Origin of the sequence: Brevibacterium renqingii, from assembly GCF_017808105.1 — a bacterium.
Taxonomy (GTDB): Bacteria; Actinomycetota; Actinomycetes; order Actinomycetales; family Brevibacteriaceae; genus Brevibacterium; species Brevibacterium renqingii.
Window position 1 is genome coordinate 174,419 of record NZ_JADBHF010000005.1, and the last position, 17,313, is coordinate 191,731.

The following is a 17,313-nucleotide window of genomic DNA, read 5'->3' on the forward strand; positions in this document are numbered from 1 at the left end:
GAAGGCATGGCCATCCGCTGCTATATTCCGACCACTCTGACTGCGCTGCGGTCAGGACTCGCCGACGTCCGAGCCGTCGCGCCCGATGCGCAGGGCCGCAGCCTGCGCGGCGAGGAGTCCGAAACCGCCGAATTCGACGCAATGAGCATCGCCGCGCTTCTCGCTGCGAATGCGGCGTTCGACCGGCCCACAGGCGAAGCTGCGCCGGAAGCCCGTGTCGTCGTCGCCTACGACGCGCCCGAATCCAGTCCGCGCGAATCGCTGACCGAGGGATTCGAACTCCTCGGTCTCGAGCAGGTCGACATGAATGCGGTGGCGAGTTTCCACCTCGACGAGGACACCGTCTGGGACGAAGCGGTGCAGCTGGCGCGGGAGCACGGTCCGAGTGCGGCCGAGGACCGCCTCGGCGAATCCGACCTGCTGTGGTACGACGCCACGGAACTGCCCCAGCTGCTGGCGAAGCGCGACTGACAGCGAGAGTTCGAGAGCCCGGGCGAGGACGAGACCGCGCGGCCTCCCGGCGGTCTCCAGGCGGCCTTCCGGCGCCGGAGCCGTGTCTCAGACGGTCCCGAAACGGCGGAGTCGCTCACTCAGGCGCTTCTCCAGGATCGGCACCACGGCCTGTTCGATCATCGCGCCGAACATCGGGATCGACGAGCTGATCTCGGCATGCGCGGTCAGCTTCGTCCTCGACTGAGCCTCGTGCAGTTCGATGACCGCATCGATCTCGACCGGGACCCCGGCGGCGCGAGCGCTCATGCGGATCTCTGCCTCATCGCCGAGGACGTCTCCCGGAATCATGTACACCTCGACCAGCTCCGTCTCTGTCGGCAGTCGGGCGGCCAGAGCCGAGGGGAGCTCGGCTTTGGGCATCGGCGTGCGTACGGTCATCTCCGTGTCAGGGTCGATGTGTTCGGCGCTGGCGTCCGAGCCGAGCTTCTCCCAGATGGCGACATCGGCGAGTTTCGCCAGAAATGTCGTCAGATCATCCGAGTAGTCATGATTGAGAGTCAGAGTTCGCATGGTTCCAGTCTGCCAGCGAATGAACGGTACACCACGGCATGCCGCTCGGCGTGCCTTTCTCGATATTTGGGCATAGTCTGGGGGAAGCGGCTCGAGGACGAATCGCAGGAGTAGTGCTCGTTGATCATAGAGGTGACATAGTGACTCAGGTCTCAATTTCGGACGTTGCAGAAGAGTGGAGGAAGCTGAGAGGGCAGAGTGCCCCCGAGAATTTCCTCGACGCGTACTATCCGCGATTCGAATCGGGTGAGATCGACCCCAGAGCCTATGCCGCCGCGGCAGCCAGACACTTCGCCCTCGGCACCGAATACGACGGTGAGACCCCGGCGATCGCCATCTACAATCCGGCTGTCGACTCCCCGGAGTTCCGCGACAACCACACAGTCGTGGCGATGGTGCTCGCCGATATGCCGCATCTCGTGTCCTCGATCGTCAGCGATCTCGCGACGCACGGCCGCGCCATCCGCCGTGTCCACCACCCGATCATCGCCGTCACCGGTTCCGGCGCCGACGAATCGATCATGTCGCCGGCCGAGGCTCCGGCGCTGAGCGCCGATACCGCGAGCCTCCCGCAGGTCTCCGATCCCGTCGAGTCTGATTCGGCCGATGCGCCTTCGCAGCAGTCCTGGATCCGTCTCGAGATCGACCGGATCCCCGAGGAGGACTTCGGCGAGCTCGAGGAGCGGCTGCGCAACGTGCTCGACTATGTCGCGGCCGCCGCCCGGGATTCGCACGCGATGGCGAAGAGGGCCAAGGACATCGGGGCCGAACTCGGCGCCCATGCGCCCCGGCCGGAACTGGCCTCCGAGGCTGAAGCCGCCGCCGAGCTGCTCAGCTGGCTCGACGGCCACTTCACCTTCCTCGGCTATCGAGAATACGACTACACCCACGATGCCGAACACAGCAGTCTCGAACCGATCGAGAACACCTCCCTGGGCATCTCCGCTCTGCGGCCGCTGGTGAAGTCCCCGCTCAGCCGTGCCGTGGCCGATAAGGCCCTGGAACCGCATGTGCTGGTGCTGACGAAGGCGAACTCCCGCTCGCGCGTCATCCGCTCCTCCTTCATGGACTACATCGGCGTGAAGACCTTCGACTCCAACGGCGAGATCGTCGGGGAACGCCGCTTCGTCGGGCTGTTCAAGCCCGAGTTCTACAACGACAGCGTCCTCAACATCCCCCTCATCGACCGGAAGGTCCGCCGGATCCTCTCGGCCAGCGGCTTCCCCGCCGGTTCGCACTCGGCCAACGAGCTCCTCGGCGTGCTCGAGACCTACCCGCGTGACGACCTGCTGCATGAGGACGCCGAGTCGATCTTCGAAGTGGTCATGCAGATCGTCGACATGCAGGAACGCCGGGAATCGCGGGTCTTCGTCCGCACCGATCCGTATCAGCGCTTCGTCTCCGTGATCCTCTACCTGCCGCGCGACCTGTACGACACCGACGCCCGTGTCCGCGTACAGGAGGTGCTGCGCGAGTACTACAACGCCGCCAGCGTCGACTTCGACGTGCTGCTGACCGAATCGGCGCTCGCCCGAGTCCACTTCGTGGCCCGCGTCGCCCGCGACGGGCAGCTTCCGCAGATCGCCGCCGAGCAGGTCGAACAGCGCATCGTCGGAGCTGTCCGCTCCTGGGCGGAAGACGTCCACGCCTTCCTCACCCCGTCCGGAGTCGGCGACGCCGGTGCCACGAACGCTCGTGCCGCTCTGTGGTCGAAGGCCTTCCCGCCCAGCTACGAAGAGCATCACACTCCCGCCGAGGCGGTCGCCGATGTCGCCCGCTTCGAGGCCCTCGATGCCGGGGACGGCTCCGCGGTGCGCCTCTACCGGCCCGAGCGTTCGGGCGATGCGACCGTGCGCCTCGTCCTCTACCGCCATGAGAGGGTCGGCCTGTCCGAGGTTCTGCCCTATCTCACGGCCTTCGGCGCCACCGTCATCGATGAGCGTCCGCACGAACTCGACCTCGCCGATGGCAGCCATCGCTACATCTACGATTTCGGACTCAGCTTCGCCGAAGACCTCGCCGATGACGACTACGACCGCATCTCCGCCGCCTTCATGGCCGGTTGGGAGGGCAAGAAGGAAGCCGGCGTCTTCGACCGCCTCGTCGTCACCGGTCTGAGCTGGCAGCATGTGACGATCATCCGCGCCCTGGGCAAGTACCTGCGCCAGGCCGGCTTCACCTACTCGGACGCCTATGTCGGCGAGGTCTACAGCGACAGTCCGGAGATCTCGAAGCTGCTCGTCGACTACTTCACCGCGAAGTTCGACCCCGAGGTCGACGATGTCGGCCGCGAATCGGCGATGACCGAGATCGACGAGTCCATCGAGGCCGCGCTGAGCGATGTCGCCAGCCTCGACGCCGACCGCGTACTGCGGTCGTCTCTGGAGCTGCTGCGAGCCACCCTGCGCACGAACTACTACATCGACGAGACAGGTGAGCTGCCGACGGCGCTCGTGCTCAAGATCCGGCCCACCGAGCTCAGCTTCGTGCCGAAGCCGAAGCCGGCGCTCGAGATGTGGGTCTATTCGCCGCAGGTCGAGGGTGTGCATCTGCGCTTCGGCACCGTGGCTCGCGGCGGCCTGCGCTGGTCGGACCGTCGAGACGATTTCCGCACGGAGGTCCTCGGCCTCGTCAAGGCGCAGATGGTCAAGAACGCGCTGATCGTGCCCACCGGCGCCAAGGGCGGCTTCTTCCCCAAGCAGCTGCCTCCGATGAGCGACCGGGATGCATGGATGGCCGCCGGGCAGTCCGCCTACGAGGTGTTCATCGAAAGCATGCTCGAGGTCTCGGACGACCTCACCTACGGCAGCGATGACTCCAGCGTCGTCGTCCACCCCGACCGCGTGGTCCGTCACGATGGTGACGACTATTATCTCGTCGTCGCCGCCGACAAGGGGACCGCACGGTTCTCCGATGTGGCCAATGCGATCGCGCAGCGCCGGGGATTCTGGCTCGGCGATGCCTTCGCCTCCGGCGGTTCGGTCGGCTACGACCACAAGAAGATGGCGATCACCTCGCGTGGTGCCTGGAAGTCCGTCGAACGTCATTTCCGGGAACTCGGCCTCGACACGGCCGCCGAGGACTTCACTGTCGTGGGCATCGGCGATATGAGCGGTGACGTGTTCGGCAACGGCATGCTCCGCAGTGAGCACATCCGCCTCGTCGCCGCCTTCGACCACCGGGACATCTTCCTCGACCCGAACCCGGACGCCGCACGCAGCTTCATCGAACGCAAGCGCCTGTTCGACCTGCCGCGCTCGAGCTGGCAGGACTACGACCGGCACCTCATCTCCGCTGGCGGTGGAGTCTTCTCCCGCTCGGCCAAGTCGGTCGACCTCAGCCCGGAGGCCGCCTCGGTGCTGGGAGTCGAACCCGGTCGACGCAGCCCAGCCGATCTGATGTCGGAGATCCTCAAGGCTCCCGTCGATCTTCTGTACAACGGCGGAATCGGGACCTACATCAAGTCCTCGCAGGAGAGCCACGCGGAGGTCGGGGACAAGTCCAACGACGCCATCCGGATCAACGGTGCCGATGTGCGCGCACGCGTCATCGGAGAGGGCGGCAACCTCGGCGTCACACAGTTGGGACGTGTCGAGGCCGCCCTGACGGGCGTCGAGATCAACACCGACGCGGTGGACAACTCCGCGGGTGTCGACAGCTCCGACCACGAGGTCAACATCAAACTGCTCCTGCGCACCCTGCTGCACAAGGGAGCGTTCGCCGCCGAGGAACGGGAGGAGGTGCTGCACTCCTTCACCGATCAGGTCGCCGACCGGGTGCTGTCGAACAACTACTCCCAGAACGTCGTCCTCGGAGAGGCGCGTGCCCAGACCGAATCGATGTCGGGCACTTACGGACGGATGCTGAGCTACCTCGAGAAGCACGCGGACCTCGACCGCGGCGTCGAATACCTCCCGAGCGCCGACGAGCTGGCCAAACGCGAGTTCAGCTACTATGTCTCGCCCGAGCTGGCCGTGCTGCTGGCCTATGTCAAGATGCACGCCGCCGACGAGATCCTCGCCAGTGCCGTGCCCGATGAGTCCTGGATGCGCAGGGAGCTCGTCTCCTACTTCCCCGAGTCGCTGCAGGAGAAGTACGGCGAGCTCATCCCCGAACACCCTCTGCATCGGGAGATCGCTACGGCGAAGCTCGTCAACCGGCTCGTCGATCGCGGCGGCCTGACCTACGTCTATCGGATGCTCGAGGAGACACCCGCCTCGGTGCCGCAGATCGCGCGCGTGTTCGTCGTCGTGTCGGAGATCTTCGACCTCGACGAATACTTCGATGCGGTCTGCGATCTCGACAACAAGGTGCCGACCGAGGTGCAGGTGAAGCTCCAGCACGATTATGTGCGACTGCTCGACCGCTCGTCGCGGTGGCTCGTGCAGCAAGCCCCTGACAGCCTCGACGTCGACTCGGGCATCGAGACCTACGGCAAGGTCGTCGAGGCGCTGCGCTCCCGGGTGCCCGAGCTCGTCGACGGCTACGATGCCGAAACCATGCAGGCCAAGGCACAGGGCTACATCGACGACGGTGTGCCCGAGGACCTGGCTTGGCGGGCGGCGGCGCTGCTCGATGAGTTCGTGCTGCTCGACATCGCACAGCTCGCGGCTCGGTCGAACGAATCCGCCGAGGACGTGGCCGAGGTCTACTACGCCGTCAACGAACGCTTCTCCGGTTCGCAGGTGCTCAGCCTCATCGGCGGCCTCGACCGCAGCGATCGGTGGTCGGCTCTGGCCAGAGGATCCATGCGCGACGACTTCTACTCCGCGATCCTCTCGGTCGCCGGTTCGGTCCTCGAAGCCACGGATTCGCCGATCTCCGGCACCCCGGACGCGCGTGCCAAGCAGCGACTGGCCGAATGGCTGGACCGCAATGAGACGGTCGTGAGCCGTGTCATCGAGACGACGGAGACGATCCTCGGGCTCGACACCGTGACCCAGGCCCCCCTGTCGGTGCTCCTGCGCTCACTGCGGTCGATGGTCCGGTCCTCGGCGTGGGAGAGCGAACACAGCGCCTGAACCGTGCCTCGGCCGCTGTGGGATGGACGGACGGCCGATGATCGGTGATAGCGTCTGATCATCGACATATCAGCAGACCCGGGCCGGACCCGGGTCTGCTGATCTCACCTGGGAGGAACGAATCGTGCTCAACGAACTGCTGGCTGCCGAGGGCCTCACGGATGAGTCGGACGTCGAACACATCCATCTGCTCGTCGCGGACTGGCAGCTGCTCGCCGATCTCTCGTTCGCCGACCTCGTTCTCTGGGTCCCTTCGCCCAGCGGCGCCTACACGGTCGTCGCCCATGCGCGGTCGACGACGGGGGCGACGCTGTTCAACCGGGACCTCATCGGGGCCCGGGCGACCGGCTTGGAGAAGGAGCTGCTCGATGCGGCCACGGATTCCCGGACCTATGTCACCCGCGTGGCAGCGGCCGGCGAGCTGGGGGTGAGTGCGGGATCGGCCGATGTCGACATCCTCGCCGAGGCGGTCCCGATCGTTCGGCACGGGGAGGCGATCGCGACCGTCATCCGCTATTCCGAGGAAGTCCGCCGTCGCAGCTCCTCCCGTCTGGAGAAGTACTATCGCGAGACCGCCATGGCGCTGATGAGGATGATCGTCCAGGGCACCTTCCCCGACCGTGAGGCCCCGAGCGGCGCCCGTCACGGAGACCCCCGAGTCGGCGACGGCATCTTCATCCTCGACCGTGATTCGCATGTCCAGTACGCCTCTCCGAACGCCGTGTCCCTCATGCACCGGCTCGGCCACGGTGGGGAGATCGAAGGCAGCTACCTCGCCGAGGTGGTGTCGAGTCTCGGTGCCGAGCTGCGGCAGGTCGACGAGACTCTGCCTCTGGTGCTCACCGGGCGCGCCCCTTGGCGCACCGAGCTCGAGGTCGGGCGCACCAGCATCTCCCTGCGGGCGATTCCGCTGACGGATGACGGGGAGAGGATCGGCGCCATCGTCCTGGCGCGCGATGTCTCGGAGATCCGACGACGCAAACGCGAGCTGCTCTCCCGCGACGCGATGATCAAGGAGATGCACCATCGGGTGAAGAACAACCTGCAGACCGTGTCCGCGCTGCTGCGGCTGCAGACCCGCAGGATCGACAGTCCCGATGCCAAGAGCGCGCTGACCGAGGCGATGCGTCGTGTGTCCATCATCGCCGTGGTGCACGACGTGCTCAGCCAGGGTGTCGAATCCGAAGTCGATTTCGACGAAGTCGTCGACAAGGGGCTGCGTTTGACGCCGGAGCTGACGAGTCCGCTCGTGCACATCGAACTCAAACGGTGCGGCAGCTTCGGTGCGATCTCCTCGGCCGATGCCACCTCATTGGCTCTGGCGATCACGGAGCTGATCACGAACGCCATCGAACACGGCTTCCCTGCGGAGCAGCAGGAGGATCTCGCGCCGGGGGAGACACTCAACGGGCACGTGTGGGTGACGCCCGAGCGGCAGGGCGACCATCTGCAGGTGACGATCGCCGATGACGGAGTCGGACTCGGGGAGACTCAGAATCCGGGAAACGGCCTGGGCACTCAGATCGTCAGAACACTGGTCTCTGCCGACCTGGCCGGATCGATCCAGTGGCAGGCACGCGAAGGAGGAGGGACCATCGCCATCCTCGACGTCCCGCTGCGCCCGGACTCGTACGACTGAACGCCGTCGTTGCGGATATGACTGAGTCCCCTGCCCGGGCGACGGTGTTCCGTCGCTCGGACAGGGGACTCAGGCAGTGTGCGGAGGTCGGGACGATGCCGACGCTGCGACCGACGGTTCAGCCGGCGCGGCGGGCACGAGCGGCGCGACGCTTCAGCGCCCGACGCTCGTCCTCGCTCAGACCGCCCCAGACTCCTGCATCCTGTCCGGATTCCAGGGCCCATTGCAGGCAGGTCTCTGCTACTTCGCAGCGGCGACAGACGGTCTTCGCCTCCTCGATCTGAAGCAGGGCAGGCCCGGTGTTGCCGATCGGGAAGAAGAGCTCCGGATCCTCATTGAGGCATGCTGCACGGTGTCGCCAATCCATGGTGACCTTTCGACGAATTCAGTGAACGCGGTTGACCGCGCCCGAATTCCAGGCGCGCAACTCTCTCAACCAAGGTTCACACAACGCAATTGGGCGCACAAGGGTCCGGCAGTGTGAAATTTCTGACAAATATTTTCCCTATTGTCCTGCTACGCGGGCGATCGTGCAAATCTGTCCGATATGCGTCCTTCCGCTCCCTGTGCCAGCACTCTGCCTAGACTGGCAGGCGAAAGCAGACAATCTGTGAACCAATGGAGGACACATGACCAACGATCTCGACCGCCCCCGCATCGTCTCCGTCGGCGGCCACACACCCCGGATCGACCCCGGCGCCTTCGTCGCCGCCGGTGCGACTCTCGTCGGGGACGTGCATGTGAAGAGGGGAGCCGGCATCTTCTACGGCTGCGTGCTGCGGGCCGAGGCCGCACCGATCACGATCGGTGAGGATTCGAACGTCCAGGACAACACCGTGATGCACACCGACGCGGGCAAGCCCGTGGTCATCGGCGATCGTGTCTCGATCGGCCACCAGGCCCTCGTCCACGGGGCTGTGGTCGACGACGATGTGCTCATCGGAATGCACTCGACAGTGCTCAACGACGCCCATATCGGCAGCGAGTCCCTGATCGCAGCCGGCGCCGTCGTCCTCGAGGGCACGCAGATCCCCGCCCGCTCCCTCGTCGCCGGGGTGCCGGCGAAAGTGAGGAGGGAGATGACCGAGGACGGTGTGGAGAAGGTCCGACAGAACGCCCAGTCGTACGTGCATCTGTCGACCCTGCACAAGGACACCGCCGAGGTCGTCGACGAGTCCTGATCACAGCGGTCCGGGGGCCTGCGGCGGCAACCCGGCCCGCAGCGGCCGAGCCGCAGATCGTCGGCCCCCGGCCATTCGCCAGCGCCGGGGCGATTTGAGACAATCACATTGTGAACACAGAATTTCAATCCACTGCAGATCGTGTCGTCATCATCGGCGGCGGTCCCGGCGGCTACGAGGCCGCGCTCGTCGCGGCTCAGCTCGGTGCCGATGTCATGCTCATCGAGCAGAACCGCTGCGGCGGCTCCGCCGTGCTCACCGACGTCGTCCCGTCGAAGTCGCTCATCGCCACTGCCGAGATGATGGACGAGATCGGTCGCTCGGACGGTCTGGGGATCCGGATCTCGAATGACGAGACCACCGAGGCCGATGTGCCTCGGGTCACCGCCGATCTCAAGGCCGTCAACAAGCGCATCCTGGCATTGGCCGATGCCCAGGCCAATGATATCTACGAGGGCCTCATCCGGTCCGGTGTCAAGGTCATCCAGGGCCGGGCCACCCTCGCCGGTCGGGATCAGGTCCACGTCGTCGAGACCGGAGGCACCGAATACACGCTCGATGCCTCGACGATCCTGCTCTCCGTCGGAGCCCACCCGCGTGAGCTGCCGACCGCCCAGCCCGATGGTGAGCGGATTCTGACCTGGACTCAGCTCTATGATCTCGATGAGCTGCCCGAGCACCTCATCGTCGTCGGTTCCGGTGTCACCGGAGCCGAGTTCGCCTCGGCCTACTGTGCCGTGGGCACCGAGGTGACGCTCGTGTCCTCCCGGGAGAAGGTCCTGCCGGGCCAGGACGAGGACGCCGCAGACGTGCTCGAGTTCGTGTTCCGCAACAAGGGCATGAACGTCCTCTCCCGCTCCCGCGCCGCATCCGTCACCCGAACCGAGGCCGGCGTCGAGGTGGTGCTAGCCGACGGCCGCCGCGTCGAGGGGTCCCACTGCCTCATGGCCGTCGGCTCGATCCCGAACACCGAGGGCCTCGGACTGGAGAAGGCCGGTGTGCGTGTCAGCGACTCCGGTCATATCGTCGTAGACGGGGTCTCGCGGAGCTCCCGGGCCGGGATCTATGCGGCCGGAGACTGCACCGGTGTGCTCCCTCTGGCGTCGGTGGCCGCGATGCAGGGGCGCATTGCGATGAATCACGCTCTCGGAGATGCCGTGCAGCCGCTCAAGCTGCGCAATGTCGCCTCGAACGTCTTCACCGCGCCCGAGATCGCGACCGTCGGCTTCACCCAGCAGAACTACCGGGAGAACCCGACGGACATCGACACTGTCATGCTGCCTCTGGACACGAACCCGCGGGCGAAGATGCTGGGCATCAACGACGGCTTCGTCAAGATCTTCGCTCGGCGCGGATCCGGCTCCATCCTCGGCGGAGTCGTCGTCGGGCCGCGGGCCAGCGAGCTCATCCTGCCGATCACGATGGCCGTGGAGAACCGACTCACAGTCGACCAGCTCGCCGCCTCGTTCGTCGTCTATCCTTCCGTCAGCGGGTCACTGACCGAAGCGGCACGGAAGCTCCACCGCCACCTCTGAGCCGCCCGGCAGGGGGCATAAGAACCCTGCCGGACGAAATAGGAGAGATTGTTCCCCTCACCTGTCGATTTCGGCGCTGCCCGGCCGTCATGATGGTGTCAGGCCGTCCGGCACGACATCGTCGAAGACAGGGAGAGGGACATGAAATACGCACTTCTGCTCATGGGACGCACCGAAGACCCCGAGTGCGGGGAGACGGGAGGTGCGGACCCGAGCGAGTTCATGGCCTTCGACGAGAAGATCACCGAGGCGGGCATCGTCGTCGGCGGATTCGCCCTCGAAGGCCCCGAATTCGGGATTCGCGTCAGCGAGTCCGAAGGCGAGTCGATCGTCACCTCCGGACCGTTCGCGGAATCGAACGAGTTCGTCGGCGGAAGCTACGTCATCGATGTGGATTCGGTCGATGAGGCGATCGCGTGGGCGAAGATGAGTCCGGGGGCGAAGACCGGACACATCGAGGTCCGCCCGGTCGCGGACTACTGATGGCCCGTCCGGTGCCCCAATCGGTCGCCCGTGTCCTCAGCGTCTTCGGCGAGGAGGACCACGGGCGGCTGCTCGCGGCACTGGTCAACCGGTTCCGCGACTTCGACCTCGCGGAGGAGGCTCTCCAGGAGGCCGTCCTCCGCGCGGTCGAGACCTGGCCCCGTCGAGGCGTGCCCGACCGCCCTCAGGCCTGGCTGATGGCCACGGCGAGGAACTGTGCGATCGACCTCATCCGGGCTGATGAGGTCCGCATTCGCCATCTCTCTCGTCTGCACATCGAGGACGGATTGCGGCGAGGCGACCATGAAGACCACGCGATCGGCCTCGCCGAAGCAATGGATCTCGCCGACATCCCCGATGAACGGCTTGGACTGTTCTTCACCTGCGCCCACCCGACATTGCGCGAGGACGAACGGATCGTCCTCATCCTGCGCTTCCTCTCGGGGCTGACCACGGCAGAGATCGCTGCGGCCTTCCTCGTCGAGACTACGACGATGCAGCAGAGGATCGTCCGTGCCAAGAAGCGGATCACGACCACCGGCATTCCCTTCGGCAGGCCCGAACCTGCCCGTATCGTCGAGCGCCTGCCGGGGGTGCTGCGGGTCGTCTACCTCATCTTCACCCAAGGCTTCACCGCGACTGCGGGAGACGTCCACACACGGGTGGACCTGCAGGAGGAGGCGATGCGGCTGGCTCGGCTGTTGTCGCAGTTCCTCCCGGAGGAGACGGAAGTGCGCGGACTGCTCGCCCTGCTTCTGCTCACTCACGCCCGCGCCCGGGCTCGCGTGAGCGCCGACGGCACCCCGGTCCCGCTGGCCGAACAGGACCGCGCGCTCTGGGACTCCGGTCTCATCGCCGAGGGACTCGACTATGTGCGCGGCGCTGCCGGCGAGACGGGTTCGGGCACCTACACCATCCAGGCGGCGATCGCTGCCCTGCATGCTGAGGCACCGAGCTTCGATGAGACCGACTGGCCGCAGATCCTCGTGCTCTATCGTCTGCTCTCCGACGTCGATCAGTCGCCGGTCGTCGCACTCAACACAGCGATCGCACTCGGGCAGGCTGCAGGTCCCGAGCCGGCGCTGAAGGCGCTGAACGAACTCGCCGACGAACCGCAGCTGCTGCGTCATCGACCATTCCACATCGCTCGGGCCATCACCCTGAGCGACCTCGGCCGCGCCGCGGAAGCCGAGTCGGCTTATGCCCGAGCGCTCGAGTGTCCGGGCAACGAGGCCGAATCCGAATACATCATCGCCCGGGTCGCCGACCTCGATCGGTGACCCGGGCGATGGCTCGGCACATGCTCTCAGGATGTGAAGCGGAGGATCGTCTCGTCCGTCTTCACTGCGGCACCAGCCTCGACGAGCACCTCTGAGACGGTGCCCGAATGACCGGCCTTGAGCGGCTGCTCCATCTTCATCGCTTCGATCACGGCCAGAGTGTCGCCGGCCTCGACCGTGTCGCCGGCTGCAACGGCAATAGAGACGATGGTGCCCTGCATGGGAGCATTGAGCGCGTTCGAGTCATCGGCGATCTTCGCACCCTTGCGGCTGCTGAGATTGCGTTTGCGACGCGGCACGGTGGGGCTGGGGACATGACCGAGGTCGGAGATGACGTCCTTGGGGACCGAAACGGTCATCCGACGGCCATCGACCTCGACCACGACGCTGAAGCTGTCGGTCGGAGTACTCATGGGATCTCCTGTCTGCGGATCGGCGAGCGGGTTGTCGAAGGCGGTCTCGAGCCAATTGGTCCAGACCTCGAAATCGGTGGCGAAGGCCTTCTCCGAGACGATCACGCGATGCAGCGGCAGCAGCGTCGATACTCCCTCGATGCGGTATTCGGACAGTGCGCGACGGGCACGGGCCAACGCCTCGTCGCGGGTGGATCCGGTGACGACGAGTTTGGCCAGCATCGGGTCGAAATCCGTGCCGACGACACTGTCCTCACCGATGCCCGAGTCCAGGCGCACGCCCGGACCCGAGGGAGCGCGGTAGTTCTTCACGGTGCCGGTGGCGGGGAAGAACGTGGTGGGGTCCTCGGCATTGATCCGGAACTGGAAGGAATGGCCCCGAACGGCCGGGAACCGATCTGGCAGCGACTCGCCGGAGGCGATGCGCACCTGCCAGCCGACGAGGTCGACTCCCGTGATCTCCTCGGTGACGGTGTGTTCGACCTGGATGCGCGCATTGGCTTCCATGAAGATGATCGTCCCGTCCTCTCCGAGGAGGAACTCGCAGGTGGCGGCACCGACGTAGCCGACATGGGAGAGCAGTCGTGCGGAGGCCTCGGAGACGATGCTCTCCTGCTCGGCCGACAGGAAGGGTGCGGGCGCCTCCTCGACGATCTTCTGATTGCGACGCTGGAGGGTGCAGTCGCGGGTGGACACGACGCGGACATTGCCATGGGCGTCGGCCAGACACTGCGTCTCGATGTGACGCGGACGCACGATCTGCTTCTCGATGAGGCACTCGCCACGGCCGAAGGCAGCCTTGGCCTCACGGGTCGCAGCCGTGTAGGCGGCTTCGAGGTCTGCGGCGGACGCGCATGCTCGGAACCCGCGTCCGCCTCCGCCGTGGACGGCTTTGACAACGACTGGGAAGCCGATGCGATCGGCGATTTCAGCGGCTTCGGTGAGATCAGCCACGGCACCGTCGGAGCCGGGCGCGACGGGCGCGGAGACCGCCTCGGCGACAGCCCGGGCACCGGATTTGTCGCCGAGGAGCTCGATGGCAGCCGGGGGAGGGCCGATCCAGGTCAGCCCTGCATCGATGACGGACTGGGCGAAGATCGCGTTCTCGGCGAGATAGCCGTAGCCCGGGTGGATCGCATCGGCTCCGGAGCGTTTGGCCAGTGCGAGGATCTTCTCGACATCGAGATAGGTCTCCCCGGCTCCGGAACCGTCCAGCAGCCACGCGTCGTCGGCGAGGTCGACGAAATCGGCGTCGGAGTCGGCGCGGGTGTACACGGCGACGGCCTTGATGCCGAGGTCATGGGCGGCCCGGATGATGCGCAGAGCGATCTCACCGCGGTTCGCGACGAGGATTCGGCTGACGGCCGCGGTAGGCACAGTGGTGCGCAGCAGCGTGGTCGTCGTGTCGGGGAGGACTGTGGTCATGGCGCTCCTTTGTATGATCACAGAACAATTTAGAGAACGAGACCAACGCTTTGTAGGACAGCGATAAAAAGTTCCAGCGAAAACTTCAATGTCCTCGGGCGTGTCCGGCGGTCTGCACCGATTCTAGTCCGCGCGGGACCACAGATCCGGCCAGAACAGGCCCATGTCGCTGACGAGTTCGCGCACGACCGGCAGACTGAGTCCGAGAACGGTGAGATGATCGCCGTCGAGGCGGTCGACGAAGGCGCCGCCGAAGCCGTCGATGGTCAGCGCTCCGGCCACTTGGAAGGGCTCCTCTGTGGCGATATAGGCCTCGAGCTCGTTCGGACTCGGGGATCCGATGAGCACCGAGGTCGTCGACCGGCGCGAGCGGATCGCGCGGAGCTCGAGGCTCCCGTCTCCTCCGTTCACCCTGTCGGGCGCCTGGGAGAGCAGGGCGACCGTGTGCCCCGTATGCAGCTGCGTCCACCGGCCGGCGATCTCGGACCACACGGAGCGCGTCCGTTCGGCCGTTTCCGGTTTGCCGATTGCCCGCCCCTCGAATTCGAGGAGCGAATCGCCTGCGATGACGACGAGGGAGTCGTTATCGGGAATGTCCGGGGGAGGGGCTGCGACGATGCGCTCGATGACCGCACGGGCCTTCGCCGCGGACAGTGAGGTCGTCAGGTCGGCGACGGTACCGGTGAATCCGGCCTCGATGGCACGTTCGTCGACTTCCGAGACGATGATGATCGGGTCGATCCCGGCACCGGTGAGGATCTGTCGGCGGGCAGGCGACTGCGAGGCGAGGACGACCGGGATCATGAAGCGGCCGCCGGGGGGCTCGGCTGGGGGTCGGGGACGAGATCATGGCGGCGTGCCGACTCGCCCTTCTCGGGCACATCGAGGCTGCGGTCGACGACGACGGGGGCTTCGATGCGCTCGGCGATCGCGGCCAGGAGGGTCGAGGACAGCTGCGCATATCCGAGTTCGCTGGGGAATCGGCCGGACTCGCTGAGCAGCGACTTCCTGGTCGTCCCGCTCAGCGAATTCGTCGCCCGCAGCGGAACCGCACGCGCGGCCAGCGCCGCCAGCCACTGGGAGCCGGCGAGGACGCGGGAGGTCCGCCGCAATGAGGTCTTGAGCGGATCGCGCAGGCCCGGCAGACCTCCGAGGTTGGGGCAGACGAGGACGAAGACCGTGTACCGGCCCTCGCGCTGCAGCCGATTGATGGCCTGATTGAGGACGGGGATGCCGATCGTCGCTTGGATCGGATGGATGATGTCGCCGGTGCCGATCGAGATGATCGCGAAACGGCGCGATTCGATCCACTGGTCTGACAGCTGCCGTGACAGCCACGGCGAACGGAGGATCTCATCGACCTGTCGGTGGAGGTCGTCGGACAGGGCCGAGGGGCGTGCTGTGGTCTGCACCCGCACGGTGGTGCCGAGCATGCGGGCGAGTCCGCGGCCGATGAGCGTGGGCGGGGCATGTTCGGGATCGACGTCGACCCCGCACAGCCAGGAGTCGCCGATGATGGCCAGCGCGGCCGAATCGTCATCGTCGCGATGACGTGGAGCGGCGATCGCCTCGGCGAAGATGGAATGACGACGGTTCTCGTCGTCATCGAAGGCTCTGCGCAGCGATCCTGCTTGGTGGCGGAGGAGACCGGCTGCCGACGCTCCGGCGCCGACCGCCGTCGCGCCCATGGTGGCGAGAGCGCAGATCATGCGTTTTCCCACGGAAATCCCTCCTCAGGCGTCATCATTGCACCTTTGTCAGCGCATCAACAACTATTGTTGAGCCATGACCGAAAACGATCAGCAGCATTCCCCGAACCGATTCCGAGGGGCATGGGAGACGTTCCGTCGAGGACGGGATTCCTCCCGGTCCGAACCTCAGGCCGAGGATTCCCAGGGAGTCAGTCCAGAAGCGATCGCTCTCAGCCGCATGGAAGCCGAGGCTCAGCCCTACGTGTCCCCGGGACTCAAGCTCGCCGCGGCCTGGTCGTGGCGTTCTCTCCTCGTCCTCGTCGCCCTCGGCGTGGCTCTGTGGCTGCTGTCGAAGATCTCCAGCGTCGTGCTGCCGGTGCTCATCGCGCTGCTGCTCGCCGCCCTGCTCGCCCCTCTGACCGGATGGTTGGCGAAGAAGGGTCTTCCCCGCGGTGGGGCCGCGGCGATCGCCTTCGTCGGTTTCATCGTCGTCGTGCTCGGGCTCTTCGGCCTGGTCGGTCAGCAGATCTATTCCGGGATGCCCGATCTCGTCAAACAGGTGATCGCCGGTGTTTCGGGAATCAGCAGTTGGCTGGCCACGAGTCCCTTCGGCATCGACTCCTCGACGATCTCGGGCTATATCGACGAGGGAATCAGCACCGCGACGAATTTCTTCCAGAACAACAGCAGCCAGCTCCTCGGCGGTGCCTTGGAGGCCACCTCCTCGGTCGGAACCTTCCTCACGGGGATGGCAGTGTGCCTGTTCACGACCTTCTTCTTCCTCTATGACGGAGAGAAGATCTTCAAGTGGGTGATGGGTCTGCTGCCGCTGCCGGCCCGCCCGGTCGCCACCGGAGCAGCACTGCGCGGATGGACCACCCTCGTCCAATATGTGCGCGTGCAGATCCTCGTTGCGGCCGTCGACGCCATCGGCATCGGCATCGGTGCGGCCTTCCTCGGCATCCCGTTGGTCATCCCCATGACCCTGCTCGTGTTCCTGACGTCCTTCGTCCCGGTCGTCGGCGCCATCGCCTCCGGAGCCGTGGCCGTGCTCGTGGCTCTCGTGTCCAACGGGCTGGTCAGCTCCATCATCATGCTGGCCGTCGTCATCGCCGTCCAGCAGATCGAGAGTCAGGTGCTGCAGCCCTTCCTCATGGGCAAGGCCGTGTCCGTCCATCCGTTGGCCGTGATCCTCGCGGTCACCGGAGGCGGGTTCCTCTTCGGCATCGTCGGCGCCCTGTTCGCAGTGCCGCTGGTGGCGGTGCTCAACAGCGTCGTCGGCTATATCGCACGAGCGAACGGCTCCGAGGAAGCCGGGGCTCCGCCGAGTGACGTCGAGGCAGAGCAGGCCCCGGCGGGTGCGCAGCCGTCGCCTGACCGTTCCGCCGCAGGAAGCGGCGAATCCGCCGTCGGCTCCGAAGCCGGTCCGCCTGCCGATGCGGACGGAGGCTCCGCAGCGGAGTCCGCAGACTCTGCGAAGGACTCCGGAGGCCCGGGGGAGAGCGGGGCCGGACCGAAGGGCGCCCGCGGCCGGGGGAAGTGAATGGAGTGAAGCGAATACAGCAGTGGGCGGGAGAGACCTCCCGCCCACTGCTGTACGTGCCGAAGGAACGCGGAGCGCC

13 protein-coding genes are annotated in these 17,313 nt (G+C 66.1%); 8 read left to right on the plus strand and 5 right to left on the minus strand.

Going from position 1 to position 17,313, the window contains the following annotated elements:
• Positions 1–6 precede the first annotated feature (6 nt).
• Positions 7–471 (plus strand): DUF6912 family protein, encoded by a 465-nt coding sequence (locus IHE57_RS07080; protein WP_209372018.1) that lies wholly within the window; start codon positions 7–9, stop codon positions 469–471.
• An 87-nt stretch (positions 472–558) separates the two neighbouring features.
• Here IHE57_RS07080 and IHE57_RS07085 read toward each other — a convergent pair whose 3' ends face one another.
• The gene (locus IHE57_RS07085) at positions 559–1,023 is read right to left on the minus strand and encodes a DUF2505 family protein (protein ID WP_209372020.1); all 465 of its coding nucleotides are present in this window, start codon (positions 1,021–1,023) and stop codon (positions 559–561) included.
• 140 nt (positions 1,024–1,163) lie between these two features.
• Between IHE57_RS07085 and IHE57_RS07090 the strand changes: the two genes are divergently transcribed.
• Positions 1,164–6,044, plus strand: a complete 4,881-nt coding sequence (locus IHE57_RS07090) for an NAD-glutamate dehydrogenase (RefSeq protein WP_366933883.1) — start codon at positions 1,164–1,166, stop codon at positions 6,042–6,044.
• Positions 6,045–6,168: 124 nt separating this feature from the next.
• A complete protein-coding gene (locus tag IHE57_RS07095) occupies positions 6,169–7,683 on the plus strand; it encodes a sensor histidine kinase (RefSeq protein WP_209325282.1) in 1,515 nt (504 codons plus the stop codon).
• Between the two features lie 118 nt (positions 7,684–7,801).
• Here IHE57_RS07095 and IHE57_RS07100 read toward each other — a convergent pair whose 3' ends face one another.
• Positions 7,802–8,050, minus strand: coding sequence for a WhiB family transcriptional regulator (locus IHE57_RS07100; RefSeq protein ID WP_009374875.1), 249 nt, complete (start codon positions 8,048–8,050; stop codon positions 7,802–7,804).
• Between the two features lie 262 nt (positions 8,051–8,312).
• On the opposite strand from IHE57_RS07100, the gene IHE57_RS07105 reads away from it, so the two are divergent.
• From IHE57_RS07105 to IHE57_RS07120, 4 genes are all read left to right on the plus strand, one after another.
• Positions 8,313–8,864, plus strand: coding sequence for a gamma carbonic anhydrase family protein (locus IHE57_RS07105; protein WP_209325281.1), 552 nt, complete (start codon positions 8,313–8,315; stop codon positions 8,862–8,864).
• Positions 8,865–8,974: 110 nt separating this feature from the next.
• Positions 8,975–10,399, plus strand: a complete 1,425-nt coding sequence (locus IHE57_RS07110; protein ID WP_209372024.1) for an NAD(P)H-quinone dehydrogenase — start codon at positions 8,975–8,977, stop codon at positions 10,397–10,399.
• A gap of 141 nt (positions 10,400–10,540) precedes the next feature.
• Positions 10,541–10,882, plus strand: a complete 342-nt coding sequence (locus IHE57_RS07115; RefSeq protein ID WP_209372026.1) for a YciI family protein — start codon at positions 10,541–10,543, stop codon at positions 10,880–10,882.
• Positions 10,882–12,162, plus strand: coding sequence for an RNA polymerase sigma factor (locus IHE57_RS07120; protein WP_209325278.1), 1,281 nt, complete (start codon positions 10,882–10,884; stop codon positions 12,160–12,162). Before IHE57_RS07115 ends, IHE57_RS07120 begins: the two co-directional genes overlap by 1 nt.
• A 26-nt stretch (positions 12,163–12,188) precedes the next feature.
• Here IHE57_RS07120 and IHE57_RS07125 read toward each other — a convergent pair whose 3' ends face one another.
• The 3 genes from IHE57_RS07125 to IHE57_RS07135 all read right to left on the minus strand — a co-directional run bounded on the left by IHE57_RS07125 (position 12,189) and on the right by IHE57_RS07135 (position 15,721).
• A complete protein-coding gene (locus IHE57_RS07125) occupies positions 12,189–14,000 on the minus strand; it encodes an acetyl/propionyl/methylcrotonyl-CoA carboxylase subunit alpha (protein ID WP_209372028.1) in 1,812 nt (603 codons plus the stop codon).
• Positions 14,001–14,123: 123 nt separating this feature from the next.
• Positions 14,124–14,804: a Maf family protein gene (locus IHE57_RS07130; protein ID WP_209372030.1), complete on the minus strand. Its 681-nt coding sequence runs from the start codon at positions 14,802–14,804 to the stop codon at positions 14,124–14,126.
• The gene (locus IHE57_RS07135) at positions 14,801–15,721 is read right to left on the minus strand and encodes an SGNH/GDSL hydrolase family protein (RefSeq protein ID WP_366933884.1); all 921 of its coding nucleotides are present in this window, start codon (positions 15,719–15,721) and stop codon (positions 14,801–14,803) included. The genes IHE57_RS07130 and IHE57_RS07135 overlap by 4 nt, the downstream gene beginning before the upstream one ends.
• A 64-nt stretch (positions 15,722–15,785) precedes the next feature.
• Between IHE57_RS07135 and IHE57_RS07140 the strand changes: the two genes are divergently transcribed.
• On the plus strand, positions 15,786–17,234 hold the full coding sequence (locus tag IHE57_RS07140) for an AI-2E family transporter (protein WP_209372032.1): 1,449 nt from the start codon (positions 15,786–15,788) through the stop codon (positions 17,232–17,234).
• Positions 17,235–17,313 lie beyond the last annotated feature (79 nt).

Coding starts and splice junctions, on each gene's coding strand:
- IHE57_RS07080 (WP_209372018.1), top strand. CDS start 7: ATGGCCATCCGCTGCTATATTCCGACCACTCTGACTGCGCTGCGGTCA.
- IHE57_RS07085 (WP_209372020.1), bottom strand. CDS start 1,023: ATGCGAACTCTGACTCTCAATCATGACTACTCGGATGATCTGACGACA.
- IHE57_RS07100 (WP_009374875.1), bottom strand. CDS start 8,050: ATGGATTGGCGACACCGTGCAGCATGCCTCAATGAGGATCCGGAGCTC.
- IHE57_RS07105 (WP_209325281.1), top strand. CDS start 8,313: ATGACCAACGATCTCGACCGCCCCCGCATCGTCTCCGTCGGCGGCCAC.
- IHE57_RS07115 (WP_209372026.1), top strand. CDS start 10,541: ATGAAATACGCACTTCTGCTCATGGGACGCACCGAAGACCCCGAGTGC.
- IHE57_RS07120 (WP_209325278.1), top strand. CDS start 10,882: ATGGCCCGTCCGGTGCCCCAATCGGTCGCCCGTGTCCTCAGCGTCTTC.
- IHE57_RS07125 (WP_209372028.1), bottom strand. CDS start 14,000: ATGACCACAGTCCTCCCCGACACGACGACCACGCTGCTGCGCACCACT.
- IHE57_RS07130 (WP_209372030.1), bottom strand. CDS start 14,804: ATGATCCCGGTCGTCCTCGCCTCGCAGTCGCCTGCCCGCCGACAGATC.
- IHE57_RS07140 (WP_209372032.1), top strand. CDS start 15,786: ATGACCGAAAACGATCAGCAGCATTCCCCGAACCGATTCCGAGGGGCA.